This is a genomic window from Aeromonas sp. 102P (assembly GCF_051920345.1).
In the GTDB taxonomy this organism is placed as follows: domain Bacteria; phylum Pseudomonadota; class Gammaproteobacteria; order Enterobacterales; family Aeromonadaceae; genus Aeromonas; species Aeromonas veronii.
This window is the reverse complement of the sequence record NZ_JBQBCZ010000001.1, coordinates 77407-101744: the sequence shown is the minus strand read 5'-3', so window position 1 is coordinate 101744 and position 24338 is coordinate 77407. Positions and strand designations below refer to the sequence as shown.

Annotated in this window: 16 protein-coding genes; 10 read left to right on the top strand and 6 right to left on the bottom strand. The window is 61.5% G+C overall.

Going from position 1 to position 24338, the window contains the following annotated elements:
* The first annotated feature begins 104 nt into the window (after nucleotides 1-104).
* The 3 genes from aceF to ACTG1K_RS00420 all read left to right on the top strand — a co-directional run bounded on the left by aceF (nucleotide 105) and on the right by ACTG1K_RS00420 (nucleotide 4657).
* The gene (gene aceF / locus ACTG1K_RS00430) at nucleotides 105-1994 is read left to right on the top strand and encodes a pyruvate dehydrogenase complex dihydrolipoyllysine-residue acetyltransferase (RefSeq protein ID WP_440004697.1); all 1890 of its coding nucleotides are present in this window, start codon (nucleotides 105-107) and stop codon (nucleotides 1992-1994) included.
* A 148-nt stretch (nucleotides 1995-2142) separates the two neighbouring features.
* A complete protein-coding gene (lpdA, locus tag ACTG1K_RS00425) occupies nucleotides 2143-3570 on the top strand; it encodes a dihydrolipoyl dehydrogenase (protein ID WP_005336123.1) in 1428 nt (475 codons plus the stop codon).
* 124 nt (nucleotides 3571-3694) lie between these two features.
* Nucleotides 3695-4657 (top strand): diguanylate cyclase domain-containing protein, encoded by a 963-nt coding sequence (locus ACTG1K_RS00420; protein WP_440004696.1) that lies wholly within the window; start codon nucleotides 3695-3697, stop codon nucleotides 4655-4657.
* A gap of 84 nt (nucleotides 4658-4741) precedes the next feature.
* On the opposite strand, the gene ACTG1K_RS00415 is transcribed toward ACTG1K_RS00420, so the two are convergent.
* Entirely contained in the window at nucleotides 4742-6652 is a 1911-nt protein-coding gene (locus tag ACTG1K_RS00415; RefSeq protein WP_374845779.1) for a methyl-accepting chemotaxis protein, read from the bottom strand.
* Nucleotides 6653-6886: 234 nt separating this feature from the next.
* On the opposite strand from ACTG1K_RS00415, the gene ACTG1K_RS00410 reads away from it, so the two are divergent.
* The 5 genes from ACTG1K_RS00410 to ACTG1K_RS00390 all read left to right on the top strand — a co-directional run bounded on the left by ACTG1K_RS00410 (nucleotide 6887) and on the right by ACTG1K_RS00390 (nucleotide 16536).
* On the top strand, nucleotides 6887-9148 hold the full coding sequence (locus ACTG1K_RS00410) for a patatin-like phospholipase family protein (RefSeq protein ID WP_440004695.1): 2262 nt from the start codon (nucleotides 6887-6889) through the stop codon (nucleotides 9146-9148).
* A 229-nt stretch (nucleotides 9149-9377) separates the two neighbouring features.
* Nucleotides 9378-11975 (top strand): bifunctional aconitate hydratase 2/2-methylisocitrate dehydratase, encoded by a 2598-nt coding sequence (acnB, locus tag ACTG1K_RS00405; RefSeq protein WP_194495583.1) that lies wholly within the window; start codon nucleotides 9378-9380, stop codon nucleotides 11973-11975.
* Between the two features lie 280 nt (nucleotides 11976-12255).
* Nucleotides 12256-13842, top strand: a complete 1587-nt coding sequence (locus tag ACTG1K_RS00400) for an EAL domain-containing protein (protein ID WP_440004694.1) — start codon at nucleotides 12256-12258, stop codon at nucleotides 13840-13842.
* 162 nt (nucleotides 13843-14004) lie between these two features.
* On the top strand, nucleotides 14005-15399 hold the full coding sequence (locus ACTG1K_RS00395; RefSeq protein WP_440004693.1) for a D-arabinono-1,4-lactone oxidase: 1395 nt from the start codon (nucleotides 14005-14007) through the stop codon (nucleotides 15397-15399).
* Nucleotides 15400-15408: 9 nt separating this feature from the next.
* On the top strand, nucleotides 15409-16536 hold the full coding sequence (locus tag ACTG1K_RS00390; RefSeq protein ID WP_266134889.1) for a CobW family GTP-binding protein: 1128 nt from the start codon (nucleotides 15409-15411) through the stop codon (nucleotides 16534-16536).
* Here ACTG1K_RS00390 and ACTG1K_RS00385 read toward each other — a convergent pair.
* On the bottom strand, nucleotides 16521-19628 hold the full coding sequence (locus ACTG1K_RS00385; RefSeq protein WP_440004692.1) for an efflux RND transporter permease subunit: 3108 nt from the start codon (nucleotides 19626-19628) through the stop codon (nucleotides 16521-16523). The genes ACTG1K_RS00390 and ACTG1K_RS00385 overlap by 16 nt on opposite strands.
* Nucleotides 19625-20725 (bottom strand): efflux RND transporter periplasmic adaptor subunit, encoded by a 1101-nt coding sequence (locus tag ACTG1K_RS00380; RefSeq protein WP_440004691.1) that lies wholly within the window; start codon nucleotides 20723-20725, stop codon nucleotides 19625-19627. The genes ACTG1K_RS00385 and ACTG1K_RS00380 overlap by 4 nt, the downstream gene beginning before the upstream one ends.
* Nucleotides 20726-20815: 90 nt before the next feature.
* Here ACTG1K_RS00380 and ACTG1K_RS00375 point away from each other — a divergent pair, with 90 nt between their 5' ends.
* Nucleotides 20816-21424 carry a TetR/AcrR family transcriptional regulator gene (locus ACTG1K_RS00375; protein WP_005355070.1) on the top strand — a complete coding sequence of 203 codons (609 nt, stop codon included), beginning with the start codon at nucleotides 20816-20818 and terminating at the stop codon, nucleotides 21422-21424.
* Between the two features lie 11 nt (nucleotides 21425-21435).
* Entirely contained in the window at nucleotides 21436-22851 is a 1416-nt protein-coding gene (gene mdtD / locus ACTG1K_RS00370) for a multidrug transporter subunit MdtD (protein WP_421387552.1), read from the top strand.
* Here the strand turns inward: mdtD and ACTG1K_RS00365 are convergent.
* From ACTG1K_RS00365 to folB, 3 genes are all read right to left on the bottom strand, one after another.
* On the bottom strand, nucleotides 22823-23311 hold the full coding sequence (locus tag ACTG1K_RS00365; RefSeq protein ID WP_005336108.1) for a YbaK/EbsC family protein: 489 nt from the start codon (nucleotides 23309-23311) through the stop codon (nucleotides 22823-22825). The genes mdtD and ACTG1K_RS00365 overlap by 29 nt on opposite strands.
* 126 nt (nucleotides 23312-23437) lie before the next feature.
* A complete protein-coding gene (gene folK, locus ACTG1K_RS00360; RefSeq protein WP_107684303.1) occupies nucleotides 23438-23947 on the bottom strand; it encodes a 2-amino-4-hydroxy-6-hydroxymethyldihydropteridine diphosphokinase in 510 nt (169 codons plus the stop codon).
* A complete protein-coding gene (gene folB, locus ACTG1K_RS00355) occupies nucleotides 23947-24318 on the bottom strand; it encodes a dihydroneopterin aldolase (RefSeq protein ID WP_270905374.1) in 372 nt (123 codons plus the stop codon). The genes folK and folB overlap by 1 nt, the downstream gene beginning before the upstream one ends.
* Between the last annotated feature and the right edge of the window lie 20 nt (nucleotides 24319-24338).

The window sequence follows — 24338 nt, the reverse complement described above, 5'->3', positions numbered from 1 at the left end:
CGCCGTCATGCGGCGCGACCCTGCCAGGATTTAAAACGGTTAACGCGAGATGTGCGTGGCGGCATCAGCCAGTCACGCGGATCGACGCAAGAGGATAAAGTACAATGTCCAAACAGATTATGGTGCCGGATATCGGCGCCGATGAGGTTGAAGTCACCGAGATCATGGTGGCCGTGGGTGACAAGGTCGAGCTGGACCAGTCCATCATCGCGGTAGAAGGCGACAAGGCCTCCATGGAAGTTCCGGCCCCGTCCGCCGGTATCGTTAAAGAGATCCTGATCAAGGTGGGCGACAAGGTTGCCACCGGTTCCCAGATCATGATCTTCGAAGCCGAAGGCGCTGCTGCCCCTGCTGAAGTGGCTGCACCGGTTGCTGCTGCTCCGGCCGCCGCACCTGCCGCAGCCGTGCGCAAAGATGTGCACGTACCGGACATCGGTGACGACGAAGTGGACGTGACTGAAATCATGGTTGCCGTGGGCGACATGGTGGAAGCCGACCAGTCCATCATTGCCGTGGAAGGTGACAAGGCCTCCATGGAAGTACCGGCACCGTTCGCAGGTCGCGTGGTCGAGATCAAGGTTGCCGCTGGCGCCAAGGTCTCTACCGGTTCTCTGGTGATGGTATTTGAAGTGGCTGGCGCTGCGCCTGCTGCCGTTGCTGCTCCGGCCCAAGCTGCCGCGCCCGTGGCTGCTGCCTCGGTTGCCGCCGCTGCCAAAGAGGTCAACGTACCGGATATCGGTGGCGACGAAGTGGAAGTCACCGAGATCATGGTTGCTGTGGGTGACAAGGTTGAAGCCGACCAGTCCCTGATCGCCGTGGAAGGTGACAAGGCTTCCATGGAAGTGCCTGCGCCGTTCGCCGGTGTGGTCAAAGAGATCAAGGTGAAGGCGGGTGACAAGGTCTCCACCGGTTCCCTGATCATGGTATTCGAAGTGGCTGGTGCTGCTCCTGCTGCCGCGCCGGTGGCTCAAGCTGCCGCTCCGGTCGCAGCAGCCCCTGTTGCCGCTGCTCCGGCTCCGGTTGCCCAGGCGGCTGCCGCTGCGACTGATTTCGTTGCCAATGACGCTTATGTACACGCCTCTCCGGCGGTACGCCGTCTGGCACGCGAGTTCGGTGTCAACCTGGCCAAGGTGAAAGCCTCCGGTCGCAAGGGCCGCATCGTCAAAGAAGACGTGCAAGCCTACGTGAAGGATGCCATCAAGCGTGCCGAGTCCGCTCCTGCCTCTGCCGGCGTAGCCGGTGGCAACGGTCTGGGCGTACTGCCGTGGCCGAAAGTAGACTTCAGCAAGTTCGGTGATGTGGAAGAGGTCGAGCTGACCCGCATCCAGAAGATCTCCGGTCCGAACCTGCACCGCAACTGGGTCATGATCCCTCATGTCACCCAGTTCGACGAAGCCGATACCACCGAGCTGGAAGCGTTCCGCAAAGAGCAGAATGCGATGCTCGAGAAGCAGAAGGCTGACGTGAAGATCACCCCGCTGGTGTTCATCCTGAAAGCCGCCGCCAAGGCGCTGGAAGCTCACCCGCGCTTCTGCAGCTCCCTGTCCGAAGATGGCAGCAAGCTGATCATGAAGAAGTACATCCACATCGGTGTGGCGGTAGATACCCCCAACGGTCTGGTTGTGCCCGTGGTACGCGATGTTAACAAGAAGGGCATCATGGAGCTGTCTCGCGATCTGGCCGAGATCTCCAAGAAGGCCCGTGCCGGCAAGCTGACCGCTGCCGACATGCAGGGCGGTTGCTTCACCATCTCCAGCCTGGGTGGCATCGGCGGTACCAGCTTTACCCCGATCGTCAACGCGCCGGAAGTGGCCATCCTGGGCGTATCCAAGTCCGAGATGAAGCCGAAGTGGAACGGTAAAGAGTTTGCGCCGCGCCTGATGCTGCCGCTGGCTCTGAGCTACGACCACCGCGTGATCGATGGTGCCGATGGGGCTCGCTTCATCACCACCATGAACGGCGTGCTGTCCGACATTCGTCGACTGGTCCTGTAAGTGAGAGGGCGGGCCCAGAGCCTGCCCTTTTTACTTCTCATTTCATTAACATGATCGTAAACTTGCCCCGTTTTTTTCACGGCTGCAGCCACCCGTTTCGGTATAAGACTGCGCTGTCCGGGGATATAAGAACGACAAAGAGGTCATGATGAGTAAAGAAATCAAAACCCAGGTCGTAGTACTGGGTGCTGGCCCTGCCGGTTATTCCGCTGCTTTCCGTGCAGCCGATCTGGGTCTGGATACTATTATCGTCGAGCGTTACTCCACCCTGGGTGGCGTCTGCCTGAACGTGGGTTGCATCCCCTCCAAGGCGCTGCTGCACGTTGCCAAAGTGATTGAAGAAGCCAAGGCGCTGGCCGAGCACGGCATCGTCTTCGGTGCACCGCAGACCGACATCGACAAGATCCGTCTGTGGAAAGAGAAGGTTATCAACCAGCTGACCGGCGGTCTGGCTGGTATGGCCAAGATGCGTAAAGTTCAGGTTGTTAACGGCTTGGGTAAATTTACCGGCCCGAACACCCTTGAAGTAGAAGGTGCCGACGGCAAGACTACCGTGACCTTCGACAACGCCATCATCGCGGCCGGTTCACGTCCGGTGAAGCTGCCGTTCATCCCCCACGATGACCCGCGCGTATGGGACTCTACCGATGCGCTGGAGCTGAAAACCGTTCCCGGCAAACTGCTGGTTATCGGTGGCGGCATCATCGGTCTGGAGATGGGTACCGTTTACTCCTCTCTGGGTTCCGAGATCGATGTGGTGGAATTTGCCGACCAGCTGGTTCCGGCTGCCGACAAAGACATCGTAAAGATCTACACCAAGCGCGTCGCCAAGAAATTCAACATCATGCTGGAGACCAAGGTCACCGCAGTTGAAGCGCGCGAAGACGGTCTGTACGTCTCCTACGAAGGCAAGCACGCTCCGGCCGAGCCGGTTCGTTACGACAACGTGCTGGTTGCCGTAGGTCGTGTGCCGAACGGCAAGATGCTGGATGCCGAGAAGGCAGGCGTTGCCGTGACCGAGCGTGGTTTCATCGAGGTGGACAAGCAGCTGCGTACCAACGTGGCGCACATCCACGCCATTGGTGACATCGTGGGTCAGCCGATGCTGGCGCACAAAGGTGTTCACGAAGGTCACGTTGCCGCTGAAGTGATCGCTGGCAAGAAGCACTACTTCGACCCGAAAGTGATCCCGTCCATCGCCTATACCGAGCCAGAGATGGCATGGGTTGGTCTGACCGAGAAGGAAGCCAAGCAACAGGGCCTGAACTTCGAAGTCGCCACCTTCCCGTGGGCTGCTTCCGGTCGCGCCATTGCGTCCGACTGCTCCGACGGTATGACCAAGCTGATCTTCGACAAGGAGAGCGGCCGCGTCATCGGTGGTGCCATCGTCGGTACCAACGGTGGTGAACTGCTGGGTGAAATCGGTCTGGCCATCGAGATGGGTGCGGACGCCGAAGATATCGCGCTGACCATCCACGCTCACCCGACTCTGCACGAGTCTGTGGGTCTGGCTGCCGAAGTGTTCGAAGGCTCCATCACCGACCTGCCGAACGCCAAGGCCAAGAAGAAAAAGTAATTTTCTTCCCCGCTTGTCTAAAAAGCCGCTCGAATGAGCGGCTTTTTGTTTTCTCCTTGCTGCCCCTACTTCGACAAAGCCCAATATGCTAAAGATAGGTTTTGGCACTGATGAGAGAGGCACGATGCTAGAAGCACCCATTCCACCCGATGAGGCATTGCGGTTGGAGACCCTGCGGCGGCTCTCTTTGCTGGATTCCGAGGCCGAGGAGCGGTTTGACCGGCTGACCCGCATGGCCCGACGGGTGTTCAATGTCCCCATCGCGCTGGTAAGTCTGGTGGATGAAGATCGCCAGTGGTTCAAATCCTGTATCGGTCTGGAGGTCCGTGAGACTGCCCGGGACATTTCGTTCTGTGGCCACGCCATCATGGGCAATGAGACCTTCATCGTGCCGGATGCTTCGCAGGATCCCCGCTTTGCCGACAATCCGCTGGTGGTGGGGGGGCCCGGTATCCGCTTCTATGCCGGACAGCCACTGCGGATCGCCAACGGCTGCAAACTGGGGACGCTCTGCATCATCGATACGGTGCCGCGGGAATTGAGCGAGGAGGATGTGGGGTTGCTCAAGGATCTGGCGGCAATGGTGGTGCGGGAGCTCGAAGCTGTGCAGCTGGCCACCATTGATGAGTTGACCCTGATCTCCAATCGGCGCGGGTTCGTGATGCTGGCGGAGAAGAGCCTCTCGCTGGCCAGTCGCTTGCAGATGCCACTGGCGCTGCTCTATCTGGATCTCAATGGCTTCAAGGGGATCAACGATCGGTGGGGGCATGCAGAAGGGGATAGGGCCCTGATCGCCTTTGCCACTCTGCTCAAGCAGGCTTTTCGGGGCGCAGACGTGTTTGCCCGCATGGGCGGCGATGAGTTCGCCGTCCTGTTGCCCAATGTGCTAGAGGAGCAGGCACAACTAGCCTATGAGCGTTTCAATGCCATGTTGGCCGAGCACAATCAGCACAGTGGTTGCGGTTATGCGCTGACCTGCAGCACCGGGATTGTCTGTTATGACGGGCGCGGCTGTGTCTCCCTGGCCGAGCTGCTCACCCGCGCGGATGAGCTGATGTATCAGCGCAAACGGGATGGCAAGGTCTGACTGCTATGCCGGATTAGGCGCCACCAAAACAACAGAGAGCGCCACGGCGCTCTCTGTTGTTGATGACTCAGGTCAAGGTCGGGGTCAGAGCCGGAAGTTGCCAACCAGCTTGTCCAGCTGACCGGAGAGCTGCTGCAGGCTGCGGCTCGATTCGGTCAGCTGGTGGGCGATATCGGCGGTCTCCATGGTGAGCTGGTTGATATCTTCCACGTTGCGGTTGATCTCGCCGACCACGCTGGACTGCTCCTCGGTGGCGGTGGCGACCTGGATATTCATGTCGTTGATCTGGGTGATATGGGCGGTGATCTGGCCGAGGGCGGCGTTGGCCTCATCGGCCTGGCTCACCACCTCCAGACTCTGGTTGCGCCCCTGCGCCATGGCGCTGACAGCGCGGGCACTTTGCTCCTGCAAGCGGTTGATCATCCCCTGGATCTCGGCGGTCGAGGCGGCGGAGCGGTTGGCCAGATTGCGCACTTCATCTGCCACCACGGCGAAACCGCGACCCTGTTCACCGGCGCGAGCGGCCTCGATGGCGGCGTTCAATGCCAGCAGGTTGGTCTGCTCCGAGATGCTGCGGATGGTTTCGAGGATGCTACCGATGGAGTCGGTCTGGCTGGCCAGCGACTCGATAACCCCTGCCACCTGCTCAATCTCGCCAGAGAGGTCGACTATGCCGTGGCGCGCCTGCGCTACCACTACTGCCCCTGCATCGGCCTGATCGTTGGCCTGTCTGGCTACTTCGGCTGCCAGCGAAGCGTTACCGGCGATCTCGCTCACCGTGGCCCCCATTTCGTGGATAGCGGTGGCCACCTGCACGGTGCGGTCACGCTGAGCAGTACAGTTGTGCTGGGTCAGCTGCGCCTTGTTGGCCACCTCGTTGGCGGTGGCCGCGAGCTGGCGAGAGTTCTCCGCCACCTGCTCGATGGAGCCGTGGATCTTGGCGACGAAGTTGTTGAAGCCGGTGGCGACCTGACTCAGTTCGTCACGTCCTTCCACCTTGAGGCGCTGGGTGAGATCCCCATCGCCGCTGCCCAGCTCCTTGAACAGGCGGGCCAGCTCGTTGAGCGGGCGGCTGACCGAGCCTGCCAGCAGCATCCCCATCAGCCCCATGGCCAGCGCAATCACCAGCGAGATCATCAGGATCTCGTTGCGGGTCTGATCCAGCTCGGCATAGATCTCGGCTTCTGGCACCTGGGCCACCAGATACCAGTCGAGCAGCGGGATATAGCTGCTGGCCAGTACCATGGGCTCGCCATTGACTTCGGCGTTGATGACGGCAAAGGGGCGTTTGGCCAGCAGGCTGCCGGTATCACCGCTGGCAATGTTGCCAAGTGTGTCACGTTCGATGCGGTTGGCCTCGGGGTGCAGCTTCACCTTGCCGCTGCCATCGACCATAAAGACGATGCCGCTCTCTTCCAGCCGGAAGTTGGAGACCATGGTCACCATGGTGTCGAGGGATTTGGCAAAGCCGGCCAGCCCGCGCCCGTTGAGCTGTTGGAAGTTGACGAACAGCTTCACCTCGCCGTTGCTCTCGCGGAAGATGCTGAGGGTCATCTCCTTCTGGCTCTTGGTGTAGTCATAGAACCAGGCGTCCTGTGTCGGGGTCAGGTTGCGCAGAAAGCCATTCTGGTTGTAGTAGGCGGCGGTCTGGCGATCGGCGAAGGAGGCGGTCACCAGACCATACTGGTTGGCCACATCCTTGAGCTGGTTGATGAGGATTGGCTCCTGCTCTTTGGGCATGCCCCGATCCACCCAGTCGAGGATGAAGCGGTCGGTGGCCAGTTGGCGGGCGGCCTGGGCGATGCCGTGGAGATCCTGTTCAATCTCCTTGCTGATCCGCTGGGTCAGGTTGGGGAGCTCCTGCTCGAACATCCGGTTTTCGATCAGTTGCTGGGCCGAGCGTTGGCTGAAGTAGCCTACCAGCAGGCAGGAGACGACCACGGCCAGGGTGACCGTGGCCAGTATTTTCTGTTTAAGAGTGAGGGTTGCCAGCATAAAGGTGCTCAAAAGGTTGAGATTGACGACGCTCATATTAGCGGCAGCGCGGCGCTACCCATGAGGCTTGTAGCCCTTTATTTGCGGATTACGTTTGCGCTCACAGGGGCTGCGGCGTGCCCCTTCGCCATGCAGCAAAGGCGGGATGCGGATTGACGGTTGCGCTAACTGCCGGGCCCCTTATAGTAGAGGCCATCCTTGGTGACTGACCCTCTGAATAATATGGAAAATATGATGCGCAGCTTAGGTGCGGGATGGACCCGTCTGCTTTTGGTGATGCTGGCGGCCTGCCCGCTGCTGGCTGTGGCGGCACAGGGGGATCGCCCGAAAATTGCGGTGGTGCTCAGCGGCGGCGGCGCCAAGGGATCGGCCCATATCGGCATCCTCAAGGTACTGGAGCAGAAACGGATTCCGGTCGACATCATAGTCGGCACCAGCATGGGCTCTTATGTGGCGGGGATGTACGCCATGGGGCTCAGTGCCGAGGAGGTGGAGCGCACCACTTTGGCCATCGACTGGAACAAGGGCTATCAGGACAAGGTGGGCCGCGACGAGCTGTCGCTGCGCAAAAAGCAGCAGAACGAGCAGTATCAGCTGCGCACCGACATCGGGGTGAATGGTGACACCACCCAGCTGCCGGACGGTTTCTTCCAGGGCCAATCCATGGCCAGCCTGCTGCGGGGGGCCACCTCCAACCTGCCGGTGCAGGCGAGTTTCGATGATCTCCCCATTCCCTACCGCGCCATGGCGACCGACATGGAGACGGTCACCCCCTTCGTGCTCGATCACGGCAGCCTGGCCAAGGCGATGCAGGCCTCCATGTCCATTCCCGGTGCCCTCAAGCCGGTGGAGTGGGAGGGGCACATCCTGGCGGACGGCGGCAGCGTCAACAACATGCCGGTGGATGTCGCCAAGGCGATGGGGGCCGATGTGGTGATCGCGGTGGATATCGGTGCCAAGCTGCGTACCCGGGAGTCCCTCAAGTCAGGCTTGGCCATGATTGACCAGCTCACCACCTACATGACCCAGGTGGGCACCGACAAGCAGAAGGCGCTGATGGGACCGAAGGATATTCTGATCGCCCCCGAGTTTGGCGATATGGGGATCGCTGACTTTGCCCGCATGCCGGAGGGGATCAAGATCGGTGAGGCGGCGGCTGACAAGGTGTCGCTGCAACTCGATAAGCTGTCGCTCACCAAGGCGCAGTACAACGTCTATCGCAACCAGAAGCTGAGCCGCCGTGCCGAGCGTAGCGGTCAGCCTGCCTACTTCATCGACAAGGTGGAGATCATCAACAAGTCGCGCCTCTCCGACGACACGGTGCGCGCCATGCTGAAAGTGCGGCCTGACAAGGTGCAGACTAACGAGAGTCTGGAAGCGGGCATTCGCCGCCTCTATGCCCTTGAGTCCTTTGACCGTATAACCTACGAGGTGGAGGAACGTGACGGGGAAAACGTGCTGCTGGTGGATGCCAGCGAGAAGAACTGGGGGCCGGGCTACCTCAACTTCCAGTTCGGTTTCACCGATGACTTCGAAAACACCTCCAACTACAACGTCGGCATGTCCTATACCCTCACCAACGTCAACGAGTGGGGGGCGGAGTGGCTGACCGAGGCATCGTTGGGCACGGCCAAACATATCAAGACCGACTTCTATACCCCGCTCGAACCCTCCCAGACCTTCTATGGCGAGGCGAGTCTGGCCTATGACCAGACCCTGCGCCGCCTGTTTTTCCCCAATCCGGATCCCGAGATGGTTTCGATAAGCTATCTCGACTCCGAATACTCCTTCTTCAGCGGTGATCTGGCGGTGGGCTGGAACCGCCAGCCCTGGAGCCGGTTGTCGATGGGGCTGGAGGGACAACTGGGCACGATTGATGTGAAGAACTTCAAGGGGCTGGAGATGGATGCCACGGCGTGGGGCCCCTATGTCCGCTTTGAACACGACAATCTGGATAGCCTCTATTTCCCCTATCAGGGGATGAAATGGGACATGAAACTGGGCCATTCCCACGTCAGTGTGGATGGACTCGAGTCGGCAGATGGCCGCAGTGAAGGCTGGAATTATCAACTCTCCATGATCAAGCCCTGGTCATGGGACAGGCACAGCCTCAACCTGATCCTCGAAGGGGGGGGCTCGGGCAGTGAAGAAGTGGTGCCGCTGCATATTCAGGATCTGGGCGGGCTGTTCCGCCTCTCCGGTTTCCAGCGCTACCAGCTGAGCGGTCGCTACAGCCTGTTTGGTGGCCTGCGCTACATCTATCGGGTGGCAGACAACGACTTCGGTGCCCTCAAGATGCCGCTCTATCTGGGGGGATCTCTGGAGCAGGGCGGGGTCTGGAACAAGGGTGAGGATATCAGTCTGGAGAGCTCGTTTACCGCCGGGTCGGTTTATGTCGGGGTGGAGAGCTTCCTCGGCCCTGTGTTCCTCGGCTACGGCATGGCGGAGGGGGGCAATGACGTCTTCTATCTGCAATTGGGCAGTACGTTCGAATAATGCTGAAATGATGCCAATTTGTTAACTATGGTTGAGGGCGTTCAATTAATTTTCAAAAAACACCAGTCTGTTTAATTGGTTACGATTTTGTGGTGAATAAGTAAACAGGGTTTGGATTTTAATTAGTCGTTAAAACTTATATAGTGGGGAGCACCCTACGGGGTGTCCCGCAAGGACGATCGCCGCGAGCGTGGGCGAACCCCAAAAAAAGACCAAAGAGGAATTAGTCGTGCTTGAAACATACCGTAAACACGTCGCAGAACGTGCCGCCGAGGGCGTGGTTGCCAAACCTCTGGATGCAGAGCAGGTCGCCGCCCTGGTAACGCTTCTCAAGAACCCGCCCGCTGGCGAAGAAGACTTTCTGAAAGAGCTGTTGTCCTCCCGTATTCCCCCCGGTGTTGATGAAGCGGCCTATGTCAAAGCCGGTTTCCTCACCGCCGTCGCCAAGGGCGAAGCCCACTCTCCCATCCTGACTGCCGCCGAAGCTGTCGAGCTGCTGGGCACCATGCAGGGTGGTTACAACATTCAGCCGCTGATCGACCTGCTGGATCACGCCACTCTGGCGCCGCTTGCCGCCAAGGGGCTCTCCCACACCCTGCTGATGTTCGACTCCTTCCACGACGTGGAAGAGAAGGCCAAGGCGGGCAATGCTCACGCCAAGCAAGTGATGCAATCCTGGGCTGACGCCGAGTGGTTCCTCTCCCGCCCGGAGCTGGCCGAGAAGATCACCGTCACCGTGTTCAAGGTGACCGGCGAAACCAACACCGACGACCTCTCTCCGGCACCGGACGCCTGGTCCCGCCCGGATATTCCGCTGCACGCGCTGGCGATGCTGAAAAACGTCCGTCCCGGCATTACTCCGGACAAGGATGGCGCCGTCGGCCCCATCAAGACCATCGATGCCCTGAAAGAGAAAGGCTTCCCGCTGGCCTATGTGGGTGACGTGGTCGGTACCGGCTCTTCCCGTAAATCCGCTACCAACTCGGTGCTCTGGTTTATGGGCGACGACATTCCGTTCGTGCCAAACAAGCGCGCTGGCGGTGTCTGTCTGGGTGGCAAGATTGCCCCGATCTTCTTCAACACCATGGAAGATGCTGGCGCTCTGCCTATCGAAGTGGACGTCTCCAAGCTGGAAATGGGCGATGTGATCGACATCTACCCCTATGCCGGCAAGATCTGCAAACACGGCACCGAACAGGTGCTGGCGCAGTTTGAACTGAAAACCGACGTGCTGATCGATGAAGTGCGCGCCGGTGGCCGTATTCCGCTGATCATCGGTCGCGGCCTCACTGACAAGGCCCGCGAAGCGCTGGGTCTGCCGTTCTCCACCGTATTCCGTCGCCCGCAGCCGGTGGCCGATACCGGTAAAGGCTTCACCCTGGCCCAGAAGATGGTGGGCAAGGCGTGCGGCGTGAAGGGCATTCGCCCGGGCACTTACTGCGAGCCCAAGATGACCACGGTCGGCTCTCAGGACACCACGGGCCCGATGACCCGCGACGAGCTCAAAGATCTGGCCTGCCTCGGCTTCTCCGCCGATCTGACCATGCAGTCCTTCTGCCACACTGCCGCCTATCCCAAGCCCATCGACGTACAGACCCACCACACCCTGCCGGACTTCATCATGAACCGCGGTGGTGTGAGCTTGCGTCCGGGTGACGGCGTCATCCACTCCTGGCTGAACCGCATGCTGCTGCCGGATACCGTGGGTACCGGTGGTGACTCCCACACCCGTTTCCCCATCGGTATCTCCTTCCCGGCGGGCTCCGGTCTGGTGGCTTTCGCCGCCGCTACCGGCGTGATGCCACTGGACATGCCGGAATCTGTGCTGGTGCGCTTCAAGGGCGAGCTGCAACCGGGCATCACCCTGCGTGATCTGGTCCATGCCATCCCCTATGCCGCCATCCAGAAGGGGCTGCTGACCGTCGAGAAAGCGGGCAAGAAGAACATCTTCTCCGGCCGCATCCTCGAGATCGAAGGTCTGCCGACCCTGAAGGTGGAGCAGGCGTTCGAACTGGCTGATGCCAGCGCCGAGCGTTCCGCTGCCGGTTGCACCATCAAGCTGGATAAAGAGCCGATCATCGAGTACCTGAAGTCCAACATCGTGATGCTGAAATGGATGCTCTCCGAAGGCTACGGTGACGTGCGCACCATCACCCGTCGCATCAAGGGGATGGAAGAGTGGCTGGCCAACCCGACCCTAATGGAAGCGGACAAGGATGCCGAGTATGCCGAGATCATCGAGATCGATCTGGCCACCATCAAGGAGCCGATCCTGTGTGCGCCGAACGATCCGGACGATGCCCGTCTGCTGAGCGACGTGGCTGGCGACAAGATCGACGAGGTGTTCATCGGTTCCTGCATGACCAACATCGGTCACTTCCGCGCCGCCGGCAAACTGCTCGAGAAGTATCAGGGCGAGCTGCCGACCCGCATGTGGATCGCACCGCCGACCAAGATGGATAAGGATCAGCTGACCGAAGAGGGCTACTACGGCATCTTTGGCCGGGTCGGTGCCCGCATCGAGATCCCGGGCTGTTCGCTGTGCATGGGTAACCAGGCTCGGGTTGCGGAAGGGGCCTCCGTGGTTTCCACCTCCACCCGTAACTTCCCGAACCGTCTGGGCAAGGGGGCCAATGTCTACCTGGCCTCTGCGGAGCTGGCAGCCGTTGCCGCCATCCTCGGCAAGATCCCGACCGTGGCCGAGTATCTGCAGTATGCCAAGGCGCTGGATGCCACTGCGGCAGATACTTACCGCTACCTCAACTTCAACGAGATCGCCTCCTACACCAAGAAGGCCGATGCGGTGATCCTGCAGCAAGCCGTTTAACGGAGTTCTTGCGCGATTTGCGCGATAAGAAGCCAATAATGCCGCGTATTTACGCGGCATTATTTATTTGTGTGTTATTCACCGTCTTTTTTGAAGATTGTTTGCACGATCCTTGCTAGAGAGATCCAACCACCTGTTTGGTGGTTCGTTTTATAAACGCTTTGGGTTATGTTGTTCGGTTATGTGCGGTAATGATGAGGCATCGTTATCGAGGGAAAGTGGATATCTGTTCACTGGGTGCTTGCGTTGGCAGGCCTGACGAATTGCGGCGTGGTTCTTTATGTTTCTGTTCAGGATCGATCTCTCCCGAACCGGGTTACGCTTCGGCGGTGCCTTGCTGGTCTTTACCCTGCCGCTGCTGGTGGGAGCTTGGCTCATCCACAGCAATTATGTGCAGGAGCTGAAAGCGGAATCCAGCGCCTCGGCCCACAAGGCCAGAATCCTGATGGAGTCGATGCTGGATCATGCGGAGCAGGCCAATCGCTCTGTGCTGCCTCTGGTGAATGCCCCCTGTCACGACAACCTGCTGGTGCTGCGCAAGAAGGTCGCCATCGAGCCTTTCCTGCGTTCGGTCAATCTGGTGCGAAACGGCATCATCAATTGCACCTCGCTGTTTGGTGAAGCCAATGATGCCGATGACGGCTCCATCTACACCGGCCGCAAGCTGCTGCTGATGAGTGGCAACCGGGTGCGGCAAAATCACCCGCTGCTGGTAGTGCGCACCGAGCAGGGCAAGGATGCCGCCTTGAGCGCCATCGACAGTACCCAGCTCAGCTTCATGCTCTCCATGAGCGGAAAATCCAGTGCGTTCTATCTGCAGGTGGGGTCTGCCTGGCTCAATGAGTCGGGCCGCTATCTGAGCGAGGCGCCCACCCTCCATCGCGGGATCAGCCAGGCCCTCACCTCATCCCATTATCCTTTCACCATCCATGCCGGTTATGCCATGCCGGTCTACTGGAAGTCGCTGTGGGCCGCGCGGCATGTGGCGCTGTCGTGGCTGGCGGTTTCCTCGCTTTTGCTGGCCTGGCTGGTGTGGTGGGTGCTGGGGCGGCCCGGCTCGCCAACAGATGAGTTGCGACGAGCCCTGCGGGCCAGGGAGTTTGTCCCCTATCTGCAGCCGCTGATTGCCAGCCACGACGGCAAGATGATGGGCGCCGAGGTGCTGATGCGCTGGGAACATGTCAATGAAGGGGTGATCCGGCCCGATCTCTTTATTCCGCAAGCGGAGGAGTCGGGACTGATCGTCCCCATGACCACCCATATCATGAAGCAGGTGGCGACAAGGTTGAACCGCTCTCAGGAGCAGTTGCCCGATGGGTTTCATATCAGCTTCAACATCAGCGCCGCCCATTGCCACGATTTTGCCCTGCTGGCCGAGTGCCGCGCCTTTCTCGGTCACTTCCTCCCCGGTAAGGTGGTACTGGTGCTGGAGCTGACCGAGCGGGAGTTGCTGATGTCAGATCCCCAGACCCTCTCCCTGTTCCGCCAGCTGGACGAGATGGGGGTCAAACTCGCCATCGACGACTTTGGCACCGGCCACTCCAGCCTGGCTTACCTGCAGCAGTTTCATGTGGATTACCTCAAGATCGACAAATCCTTTATCGCCCGCATCGGTACCGAGTCCCTCTCGGAACATATCGTGGACAACGTGATCGATCTGGCGACCCGGCTCGGTCTGGCGCTGGTGGCGGAAGGGGTGGAGAGTGAGCGTCAGGCTGACTACCTCAGGGCCAAAGGGGTAGACTATCTGCAGGGATACCTGTTTGCCCGCCCCATGCCGCTGCGCCAGTTCTGCGAGGAGCTGCTGCCGGAAGAGGCACAAACCCGGCAGCCAGATGGGGTGCGAGGCATCCCGAATGCGACCTGATCTATCGTTGACAGACGGGCGGCCACGCTCCCGTCTGGCAGGGTAGGGAAGTGCTATCTCCCTATCCCCCCTCGAGTGCAGGGGCTTGTTTTTCATGCCTTGTGGCTCGCTTTTCGGTAGAATCGGCGCTCATTTTGACGTCAGTAAAAGATGAGGCGCGGTATGACGGTTCAGTTCCAGGCATTTCACAGCATCAAGGCGATCTGTAATCGGGAGGTGCTGTTCAACTGGTCGAGAACCAATCCCCTTGGGGCGCTGGATCAGGTGTGGCGCCCGAAAAGCCGCGACGAGTTGCAAATGCTGCTGCGGGAACACCCCGAGCGCAAGCTGCGCCTTATCGGCTCCGGCCTCTCCTTCGAACCCATCCACAGCGTCTATGCCGAGGGCAGTCAGGCACTGCTGGTGGACTTGTACCACCTGCGCGGCCAGCTGGCCAAAACTGCCGATACCGTGACCTATCAGGCGGGTACGCCGCTCGATACCGTCTATGCCGAGCTGATCGCCATGGAGCGGATGCTGCCCGCATCCCCCGGTGTCATCGGCATCCAGACCCTGGGTGGCGCCCTCAGCACCGGTACCCACGGTCAGGGGCTGCACCAGTCTGCCCTCTGCGATGCGGTGGAGGCGATGACGGTGATGCAGGCCAATGGCGACATCATCCGGGTTGATCGCACCGATCCGCGCTTCGGCGCCTTCGTGATGGGGATGGGGATGCTCGGCATCCTGCTCGACGTCACCCTGCGTACCGTGCCCAACCGCATCATGCGCTGCACCAAGTTCACCACCGATTACCCCTTCCTCCTGGAGCACAACGAGCGGCTTAACCGCGAGCACGGCTTCGTGAAGAGCTGGTGGTTTGCCTGGACCGGCGAGAGCCACATCTGGCTGGTGGACCCTGCCTCCGGTGAGGAGGTGGCCCGTTATCGCGCCGGTGGTAGCGAGCCGCTGCTGCTGGATGGCGATATCGACGCCCGCATGAATGCCACCATAGATGCCACCCTGCAGAAGATGGCGAAAGATACCAAGGATGAGGCGCTGGCCGGTGAGCACTTCGAGACGGTACGCCGCTTCAAGGATGCCTCCGATCTGGTGGGCAACGTCTACCAAATTCTTTGCAAGGGGATCCCGGCGCCCCAGATCAACTGCGAGGTGGCGGTGCCGCTGCATCGGATGAACGAGGCGCTGGAGACCCTGCAAGCGTGGCAGCAGGCCAACCCCGGCGTGCTGCACTACCCCTTTATTCTGCGCTGCACCGGCCCCTCCGAGGCTTGGCTTAGCGCCGCTTACGGCCAGTCGGTCTGCTGGATCGGTTTTCTGGTCTATCTGGCGGCGGACGGCACCTTCGTCAACGGCTCGATGGAGCAGATGCGCGAGCTGCAGCAACTGCTGGTGCCGCTCGGCGGCATTCCCCATTTCGGCAAACATCTGGCGATGGATCTCTACGACTTTCCGGCCCTGCTGCCGCGCTGGAACGACTTCGTGGCGTTGAAAGCCGAGCTCGACCCCCACGGCCGCTTTGAAAACCGCTGGCTCAGCGACCTGTTTGCCAACCGGTAAGGATCTGACATGACCGATATGCAAGATACCCGTATCCCAGTGACCCTGCTGACCGGCTTTCTCGGCAGCGGCAAGACAACTCTGCTCAACCACTGGGTCAAGCAGCCGGAGCTCGGTGAGTGCGCCGTGCTGATCAACGAGTTCGGCTCGGTGGGGCTGGATCACCATCTGGTGCAGCAGGTGGATGAGCAGGTGATGCTGCTCGACTCCGGCTGCATCTGCTGCTCGGTACAGGGCTCGTTGGTGGAGGCGTTGCAGGGGCTCTTTATGAAGGCCATCCAGCGCAAGATCAAACCGTTCAAGCGGCTGATTATCGAGACCACTGGCCTCGCCGATCCGGCCCCCGTGCTCTTTACCCTGCGCGAAGAGGGCTTTATCGCCCAGCGCTACCGCTTCGATGGCACCGTCACCGTGGTGGATGCCGGTCATATCGAGCAGCAGTTGGCGGCCCAGTATGAGGCGGTGAAACAGGTGGCGCTGGCGGATCTGCTGGTGGTGAGCAAAGGCGATCTGGTGGATGGCGAGCAGCTGGCGCGGGTCGAAGACCAGCTGGTGGCACTCAATCCGGCGGCCCCGATCCAGCAGGTGACCAATGGCGAACTGTCGCCCAGGGTGCTGGAGAAGCTCGGCGCCTACAACGAAGCGGCAGGGCGCGATGTGCGCCAGCTGCTGGCCTGGCTGCGCACCGAATCCCCCAGGCAGGGGCTGGCCTCACCCATGCAGCCGAAGATGAAGCCGTTCGCCGCCAAGGTGGGCACAGCTGCGCCCACCCACTTCGAGCACGGCAACATCGAGAGTTTCTCCCTGCGCATCGGCGAGCCGCTCAAACCCTCTCGTTTGCTGGCCGCCATCGATGCGGTGCAGGCCCAATACGGCGATGCCCTGCTGCGCCTCAAGGGGATCTTGCAGCTGGAGGGCGAAAGCCAGCCGGTGGTGATCCACGGCGTCCACGGCCAGCTCTATCCGCTGCAGGCGCTGGGCGACTGGCCGGAGGGCAAGGCCCAGTCCCGACTGGTGTTTATCGTGAAAAGTCAGGACAAGGCCGGTATCGAGCAGCTCTTTATGGCGACCTTAAAGGCCCCCGAGCCCACTCTGGAAGAGCGGCTCAAAGCCATGCTGGGTCAGCCCGACAACTGATCTTGCGCGTTGCAGCTCTCCTGCTCCGGGTCAGGACGGCGGCGGTTGAACAACACAAACGCCACCGGCACAAAGTAGAACGAGAGCAGGGTCGCCAGCGCTGTGCCACCGGCGATGGCGATGGCAAAGGGGGGCCAGAAGCCGCCGCCCCCCAGCAATAGCGGGATGAAGCCGCCCACCGTGGTGATGGTGGTCGAGACGATGTGGCGGCTGCAACCGGCCACCAGGTCACAGATCTGCGGCAGATTGCCCTGCTGTGCCAGCGGGTCTGCCTTCAGCTCGGCCAGAATGACGATGGCGGCGTTGATGGCCAGCCCCATCAGTCCCAGCAGGGCGATGATCACCGTAAACCCGAAGGGGTAGCCCAGTAGCCAGACCCACAGCAGCCCGAGCCCCGCCGACTGGATCGCCACCAGGGTGACGATGCCCGCCAGCCGGAACGAGTTGAAGCTGAGCACCAGCACGGCCACCAGCAGCACGGCGACTAGGCTGACATGCGCCATCAGATTGCCCACCGATTCATCCCGCTTGGCGGCTTCCCCGCCAAACTCCAGTCGATAGCCCGGCGGCAATGCCAGCGCCTTGGCGGCCAGCCTCTCTTTGACCTGCTCCAGCACAGTTTGCGGCAGTACGCCGACCGCCAGATAGGCCTCCAGCACATTGACCCGCTCACCATCCCGACGGCTGATCTCCCCCCAGCTTGGCAGCAGCTCGGGAGTGGCCAGTGCCCGCAAGGTGAGATTGGCAGCCCCTTGCTGGCCGGTGCCGGTGAGCGATAGCGGCACATTGAGCAGCGCATCCGGATCCTGACGCAAGGGCTCGGCCAGTCGCACCCGAACCGGGATTGACTCGGTGCCTTCCAGCACAGTGCCGCCCAACCTGCCATCCAGTGCGCCCGCCAACCGGGAGGCAACATCGGTCAGGCTCATGCCTGCCAGTCGGGCGGCCTCCTCATCGACCTGCAACCAGAGTTTGGGTGCCCCTGCCTGCAAGGTGGCGCGGGTCTGCACCACGGCCGGGGTATTGGCGAGCAGACTGCGCAGCTCCTCTCCCAGACGGTGTAGTTGTTCAAGGTCGGGGCCAAACAGCCGCAGCTCGACCGGGGCATTGAAAGGCGGCCCCTGTTCCAGCTTGCGCACTAGGATCTGCGCTTCGGGAAATGTTGCATCGAGCCGCTGCTGCAGTTGTGGAATGAGCCGTTCGGCGGCATCGGCATCCTGCAGGGTGATCATCCCCTGGGCGTAATCGGCCCGCCCCTGTTTTCTGGGCACCAGGTTGTAGTAGAAGCTGGGGGCGTTGTCGCCCACCACCCAATCCTGGCGAACCAGCTCGGGGAGGCTAGCCAGCTCGGCAGAGATACCCAGTGCCAGCTCGCGGGTGCGCGCCAGGCTCGCCTGTGGGGAGAGGCTGGCCTCGATGTGGAGCATGTCCCGGTCGGCAGGGGGAAAGAACTGTTCGGTGAGGCGGCCCGCCACCCAGAAACCGAGCAGGGGCAGCAGACTGACCAGTAGCAGGGTACGCCAGGGGTGAGCCAGCGCCATGGCGATGCTCTGCTGGAAACGGGCGCTCACCCGGGGCAGGTGCAAGCCATCCTGATACCAGCGCCCCCCCTGATCACTGCCAATCCAGCGGGCTGCGAGGCCAGCCACCAGGGTGTGGGCGATGAGGTAGGATCCCAGCAGCGAACAGATCACCGCCCAGGCGATGCCGCCGACAAACTCGCCCGCCGGGCCCGGCATCAGAATGATCGGCATAAAGGCGAGCATGGTGGTGAGGGTGGAGCCCAGCAGTGGCAGCCAGAGGTGGCCGATGGCTTCCAGTGCGGCGGCACTCATGGCCATGCCGTGGCGGCGCTGATACTGCACCCGATCCGCCATGACGATGGCGTTGTCCACCATGATCCCGAGCGCCACCACCAGACCGGTGACCGACATCTGGTGAATGGGCAGATTGATCAGGTTCATGCAGGCGAATGAGAACGCCACGGTAAGCGGCAGCGACAGGGCCACGATAATGGCAGCCTTGACCCCCAAGGTCACCAGCAGCACGGCCACTATGATGAGGAAGCCCTGCACAATGTTGATGAGCAGGGTGTCGAGCCGCTGATCGGTATAACGCTGCTGATCGAAGCTGGTGACGAGGCCGATATTATCCGGCAAGTCCTGTTGCAGCTGGGTCAGCATGGTGTCGACCCGTGCCGACCAGAGGTCGATGCGGTGATCCTGTGCCATGCGCAGGCCGACCACCACGGCCCGCTCACCATTGGCAAAGGCCAGCTGGCTCTCCGGCTGGTGCAGGGTACGCCGTACCTCGGCCAGATCGCCAAGGCGCAGGGTCTGGCCCTGCTCGCCGGTGCGCAGCGGGATCTGGCGGATCCGCTCCAGGGTATCGAGGGCGCCGCGGATCTCTACCTGAAAGCGATTGTGGCTGCCCTGCAACTCCCCGGCGGCCACTTTGGCATCGGCACCGCTCAGCGCCTGGGCAAGCTGTTCGCCACTCATGCCGCTGGCACTGAGGGCGAGGGGATCGAACCGCACCTCGATCTCCTCCTGCGGTGCTCCGACCCGCTCGACGTATTCGGTGCCCGGCAGCTGGCGAGCCCGGCGTTCCAGCTCGGCGCTGTAGCGGGCGAGGCGATCCAGCTGCGGCTGGCCCGGCCCGCGCCAGACCACATTGACCAGCCGGGTGAAGGGGTAGCCCTTCTCGTCATCCAGCTTGGGGGCACTGGCGCCGGCTGGCAGCCCGGCGGCAAGATCTGCCAGCCGGTCACGGACTCTGGACCAGACAGGCTCGACATCGCTGACCTCATCCTTGAGCTCCAGATTGATGATGGAGAGGCCGGGGCGAGAGCTCGACTCGATCAGCTTGATCTCGCTCTGGGCCCGCAGCCGGTTCTCGATGGGCTCGCTCACCAGCGCCTCCACCCGCTCGGCGCTGGCCCCGGGGAAGTGGGTAACCACGCTGGCAAAGCGGCTGGTGAGCTGGGGATCTTCGGTTCTGGGCAGGATCTGCAATGCCGCAAGAGCGGCCGTCAGCAGCAGCGCGACCGTCAACAGCAGCAGGCGGCCATTCTCGATAAACGGGCGGATCATGACTGTGGCTCCGGATGGCCTGCCTGATGATCCACGCTGGTTGTCAGGGTGACCTGCTGGCCCGGCACCAGTTTATGCAGGCCATCGGTCACCAGCTGTTCTTGTCCGTTCAGGGCACCACTGATCCAGGCCCGCTCGCCATCTTGCTGCAGCAGGGTGACGTCCCGACTGACCACTCGGGGTGGCGTTTCGTCGTTGAGCAGGTAGAGGGTCCAGCTGCCGCGCAATCCCTGGGTCAGTGCGGTGAGCGGCACTTCGTAAGCGCGGGTGGGCTCGCGGGTCTGATGCAGCAGGGTGATCAGTTGCCCCTCTGCCAGTTGTTCGCCGCCCCGGATCAGCTGGAAGCGGGCGGTGCGGGTGTGGGTCTGCCCGTCCACTTGTACCCCCAGATTAAGCAGGCGCCCCTCCAGTGATTGCGCACCGCTTTGCAGGGGGTAGTTTTGGCCGACGATCAGGGACTCGGCCTGTTTCACCGGCACGCCGATATCGGCCTCCCACTGGCCGCTGCGGGTCAGGGAGAAGAGAGGCTGGCCTGCGGCCACCACGGCCCCCAATGCCTGCTCGCGGCTGACTACGATCCCGTTGAAGGGGGCGCGCAGCTGTGATTTCTCCTGTTTGACCCGGTTGGCTTCGAGGGCGGCGGCCAGCTGGTTGGCACTTGCCTCCAGCATGCGGACTTTGCCTTGCTGTTCATCCAGCGCCTGACGGGAGCTGAACTGCTGCTGGCGCAGGGCGGTGAGTCGGTCGAGCGTCTGTCGGGCAAGGGTCAGCTCGGCCTCGTTCTGGGCGGCCCGGGCAGCCAGCTCTTTGGCTTCCACTGCCAGCAGCCGGGTATCCAGTGTGGCCAGCAGTTCGCCAGCCGCGACCGGCTCTCCGCGTCCCTTGTGCAGGGTAGCGATCCGCCCTGCCAGCTCGAAGCCTATCTGGCTGTGTTCGGGGGCGATCACCCGGCCATTGAAGCGGTGCAGCACCGGGTAGTGATCGCTGGCTTGCAGCGGCTGGGCGATCACCCGGGTCAGGGCGGGTGTTTCTTCTGACTCTGTGACCGGGCTGCAGCCACTCAGTAACAGCGCCAGCAGGATTAAGCAAAGTGTCATGACATCATCCTCTGGTTGACATAACATCAAATCACACCGGTGAGTCTAGTTTTTCGAAACTAGACTGTCCAGTTTGATTGTGGAGGAAAAATGAACATTTCACCCCGTAGTCAGCAGAAGCGGGCTGCGATCCTCGATGCTGCCGGGCGGCTCTTCTGTCAGCACGGTCTGCATCTGGTCAGCATGGACATGGTGGCCAGTGAAGCGGGCGTCTCCAAGCAGACGGTCTACAGCCATTTTGCCAACAAGGAGTCGCTGTTTGCCGAAGCGGTGGGCAGCAAGTGCGTCAGCAGCGAGCTGATGCCGGAGGTGTTGCTGCGTGGCAACAATGTGCGGGAGAGCCTGATTGCCTTTGGTCGCAGCTTTCGCAAGTTGATCCTGAGCGATGATGCCATCAATATCTTTCGCACCTGCATCAGCTGCAACGATGCCCAGCTGGCCACCCTTTTTTTCGAGGCGGGCCCGCTCTATGTGACCGAGATGCTGTCCAACTGGCTGGAGCAGCAGAAGCAGCAAGGCCTGCTGTGCCATCAAGACAGCGAACAGGCCGCCTTGCAGCTGTTGCTGATGTGGCAGGGCAAGGAGCGCATGCTCCGTGAGCTGGGTCTGCCGCTGACCCAGAGCGCTGCCGAGCAGGATGCCTGGACCCTGAGTTGTGTCGATCTCTTCCTGACCGCCGCCGCTCCCCCGCAAAAATAATGGAGGTGGCAATGAGCCACACAGTGACAGATGCCCAGCGCAAATGGCTGCCCCTGCTGGCGGCGGTCGGTTTCTTTATGCAGGCGCTGGATGGCACCATTCTCAACACCGCCCTGCCCAGCATGGCCGAGACCTTGGGAGAGAGCCCGCTGCAGATGCAGTCGGTGATCATTGCCTACATGCTGACGGTGGCGCTGCTGATCCCGGCCTCCGGCTGGCTGGCAGACAGATTCGGTACCCGCCGCATCTATCTGGCCGCCATCTCGCTCTTTACCCTCGGCTCGCTCGCCTGCGCCGCCTCCAATTCGCTCTCCATGCTGGTGGTCGCCCGGGTACTTCAGGGGATTGGCGGTGCGCTGCTGATGCCGGTGGGACGGTTGGCGGTGCTGCGGGTTTATGACAAGCACGAGCTGCTGCGGGTGATGTCGTTTGTCACCATCCCGGGGCTGCTCGGCCCGCTGATGGGGCCGGCGCTCGGTGGCTGGCTGGTGGAAGTGGCGAGCTGGCACTGGGTGTTTCTCATCAACCTGCCGGTGGGGCTGCTCGGCTTTATCGCCAGCTGGCACTTTATGCCGGAGCTGCGGCAGCAGACCGCCCGGTTCGACTGGCAGGGATTTGTGATGTTCAGCGTCGGCATGGTGCTGGTGTCGGTCGGCTTGCAGGGGCTGGGGGAGCACAGCATCTCCACCGGTTGGGCGCTGTTTGCACTGATCTTCGGCTTGGCGGCGATGGCGAGCTACTGGCTCTATGCCGCCAATGCACAGCAGCCGCTCTTTAGCCTGAACTTATTCAAGACCACCACCTTTGCCATCGGCATCTGGGGCAACCTGTTTGCCCGCCTCGGCAGCGGCGCCATGCCCTTCCTCACCCCGCTGTTTCTGCAACTGGGGCTCGGTTTCTCCCCGAGCAAGGCGGGGATGACCATGATCCCCACCGTGATTGGCGCCATGCTGACCAAGACGCTGGTTAACAAGCTTATTCCGAAGGTGGGCTATCGCCGCATTCTGATCGGCAACACCCTGTTGCTGGGGGCGATGATCGCCAGCTTCTACTTTATCGACAACCAGCTCCCCTACGGGGTCTTGCTGGGCTGGCTGGCGATCTTCGGCGCCATCAACTCGCTGCAGTTCTCCGCCATGAACACTCTCACGCTGCAAGATCTCAGCCCGACCCTGGCCAGCAGTGGCAACGGTCTGCTCTCGGTAGTGATGCAACTCTCCATGAGTTTGGGGGTGGCGATTGCCGCCAGCCTGCTCGGGCTCTTCTCGGCGGGCACCTCAGCGGGCACCTTAGTGGCCGAGGGTCAGTGGCTGGCCGGGTTCCACCTTACCTACCTCTGTGTCGGGTTGCTCTCCATGCTGGCGGCGCTGATCTTCGCCCAGCTGGCGCGCGATGGGGCTACGCCGTCGGGGCGGGCAGATAGCTGACCTCGCAGGGGAGCTGCGCCAACACTTCGGCCAGATGCTCGGTCGCCAGCAGAAAGGTCTGCTCCGGGTGGCCCGGAGTCCAGGTGAAGGCGGTGTGGTTGAGCAGTTGCGGATCCACCAGTAGCGGAATATCGGCGCGGGGCAGGAAGGGGCAGACCGCTCCCGGCAGGCAGCCAATCTCCGCCTGCATCTCTTCGGCGGTGCAGATGGAGGGCTTGGCACCGAGTGCGGCCTTGACCGCCTTGTTGTCGAGCCGCCCGTCCCTGTGGGTCAGCAGCAGAGCGAAGCGGCCATCCTTGAACTTGAGAAACAGGGTCTTGCTGAACTCCGCCTGCCAGCCGAGGCGGGCCTTGACCTTTTCATCGGTGGCGTAGTCGAGAATGGGTTCATGCTCATAGCGCTGGTGGGGCAGTTCGGCCAGCAGCTGGCAGTTGAAGTGGTGAATGGTATCGAGTGGCATGGGGTTCTCCTGTAGTGGGCGCTATCCTGCCAGCCTCGCAGGGTCAGGCCCAATGACACTTTCTTATCCGTGATAAGCAACCCTGTCTGTGCAAACAACAAGGGCGCCGTGAGGCGCCCTTGCGGATCAGTGATGCTGCAATTCGCACGCTTCCCAGTGAAAGGGAATGGGGCACAGCTGCTGGGAGGCCTTGTCATAGGCTTGCCACAGCTCGCCCATGGTGCGGCCATCGACGGGGTGGCGCAGTTTGGGGGCCAGCTCGGCCAGTGGCCAGAGCACGAAGGCGTTGGTGAGCACTTCACCGCGCGGCAGCACCAGCGGGGTGTCGCAGACCAGATCGCCATAGAGCAGTAGGTCGAGATCCAGGGTGCGCGGGGCGAACTTCTTGGCATCCGGCTCACGGCCGTGGGCGAACTCCATGGCCCGCAGTCGCTGGCAGACGGTGGTCAGCGGCAGATCGGTCTCGGCAGCCGCCACCAGGTTGTAGAAGGGGCGGCCGTTGAAGCCGACCGCCTCACTCTCGAATACCCGGGAGACCCGCAGCTCACCAAATTCGGCGTGCAGGGCATCGAGCCCGGCACGGATATGGCGCTCCCGCTCGATGTTGGAGCCCAGGCTGATATAGATGGTGGTCATCAGTTGCTGCTCGCGGCCGGCGTGCGATGGCGCAGGATCTCGACGCCGACCCCGGCGGCATTGGGCACGGCGCCCGGCTTGGTGAGGGTCACCTTGACCCACTGCACCCGCGCGTCGGTCAGAACCAGCATGGCGACCTGCTCGGCCATGGTCTCGACCAGCTCGACCACCTTGCCGCTGACATGTTCGCAAATCTTGTTGGAGAGGTCGGCATAATCCAGTGCCAGATTAATGTCGTCGGTTGCTGCCGCGGGGCGGTTGTCGAACCCCATCTCGAGGTCAAAACGGAGCTTTTGGCGAATGCCCTTCTCCCACTCATATACACCTATGGTGGTCAAAACTTCGAGTCCGCGAATAAACACCTTGTCCATGACTGTACTTCTTCTTTACT

Coding starts and splice junctions, on each gene's coding strand:
- aceF (WP_440004697.1), top strand. CDS start 105: ATGTCCAAACAGATTATGGTGCCGGATATCGGCGCCGATGAGGTTGAA.
- lpdA (WP_005336123.1), top strand. CDS start 2,143: ATGAGTAAAGAAATCAAAACCCAGGTCGTAGTACTGGGTGCTGGCCCT.
- ACTG1K_RS00420 (WP_440004696.1), top strand. CDS start 3,695: ATGCTAGAAGCACCCATTCCACCCGATGAGGCATTGCGGTTGGAGACC.
- ACTG1K_RS00415 (WP_374845779.1), bottom strand. CDS start 6,652: ATGCTGGCAACCCTCACTCTTAAACAGAAAATACTGGCCACGGTCACC.
- ACTG1K_RS00410 (WP_440004695.1), top strand. CDS start 6,887: ATGCGCAGCTTAGGTGCGGGATGGACCCGTCTGCTTTTGGTGATGCTG.
- ACTG1K_RS00400 (WP_440004694.1), top strand. CDS start 12,256: ATGTTTCTGTTCAGGATCGATCTCTCCCGAACCGGGTTACGCTTCGGC.
- ACTG1K_RS00395 (WP_440004693.1), top strand. CDS start 14,005: ATGACGGTTCAGTTCCAGGCATTTCACAGCATCAAGGCGATCTGTAAT.
- ACTG1K_RS00390 (WP_266134889.1), top strand. CDS start 15,409: ATGACCGATATGCAAGATACCCGTATCCCAGTGACCCTGCTGACCGGC.
- ACTG1K_RS00385 (WP_440004692.1), bottom strand. CDS start 19,628: ATGATCCGCCCGTTTATCGAGAATGGCCGCCTGCTGCTGTTGACGGTC.
- ACTG1K_RS00380 (WP_440004691.1), bottom strand. CDS start 20,725: ATGACACTTTGCTTAATCCTGCTGGCGCTGTTACTGAGTGGCTGCAGC.
- ACTG1K_RS00375 (WP_005355070.1), top strand. CDS start 20,816: ATGAACATTTCACCCCGTAGTCAGCAGAAGCGGGCTGCGATCCTCGAT.
- mdtD (WP_421387552.1), top strand. CDS start 21,436: ATGAGCCACACAGTGACAGATGCCCAGCGCAAATGGCTGCCCCTGCTG.
- ACTG1K_RS00365 (WP_005336108.1), bottom strand. CDS start 23,311: ATGCCACTCGATACCATTCACCACTTCAACTGCCAGCTGCTGGCCGAA.
- folK (WP_107684303.1), bottom strand. CDS start 23,947: ATGACCACCATCTATATCAGCCTGGGCTCCAACATCGAGCGGGAGCGC.
- folB (WP_270905374.1), bottom strand. CDS start 24,318: ATGGACAAGGTGTTTATTCGCGGACTCGAAGTTTTGACCACCATAGGT.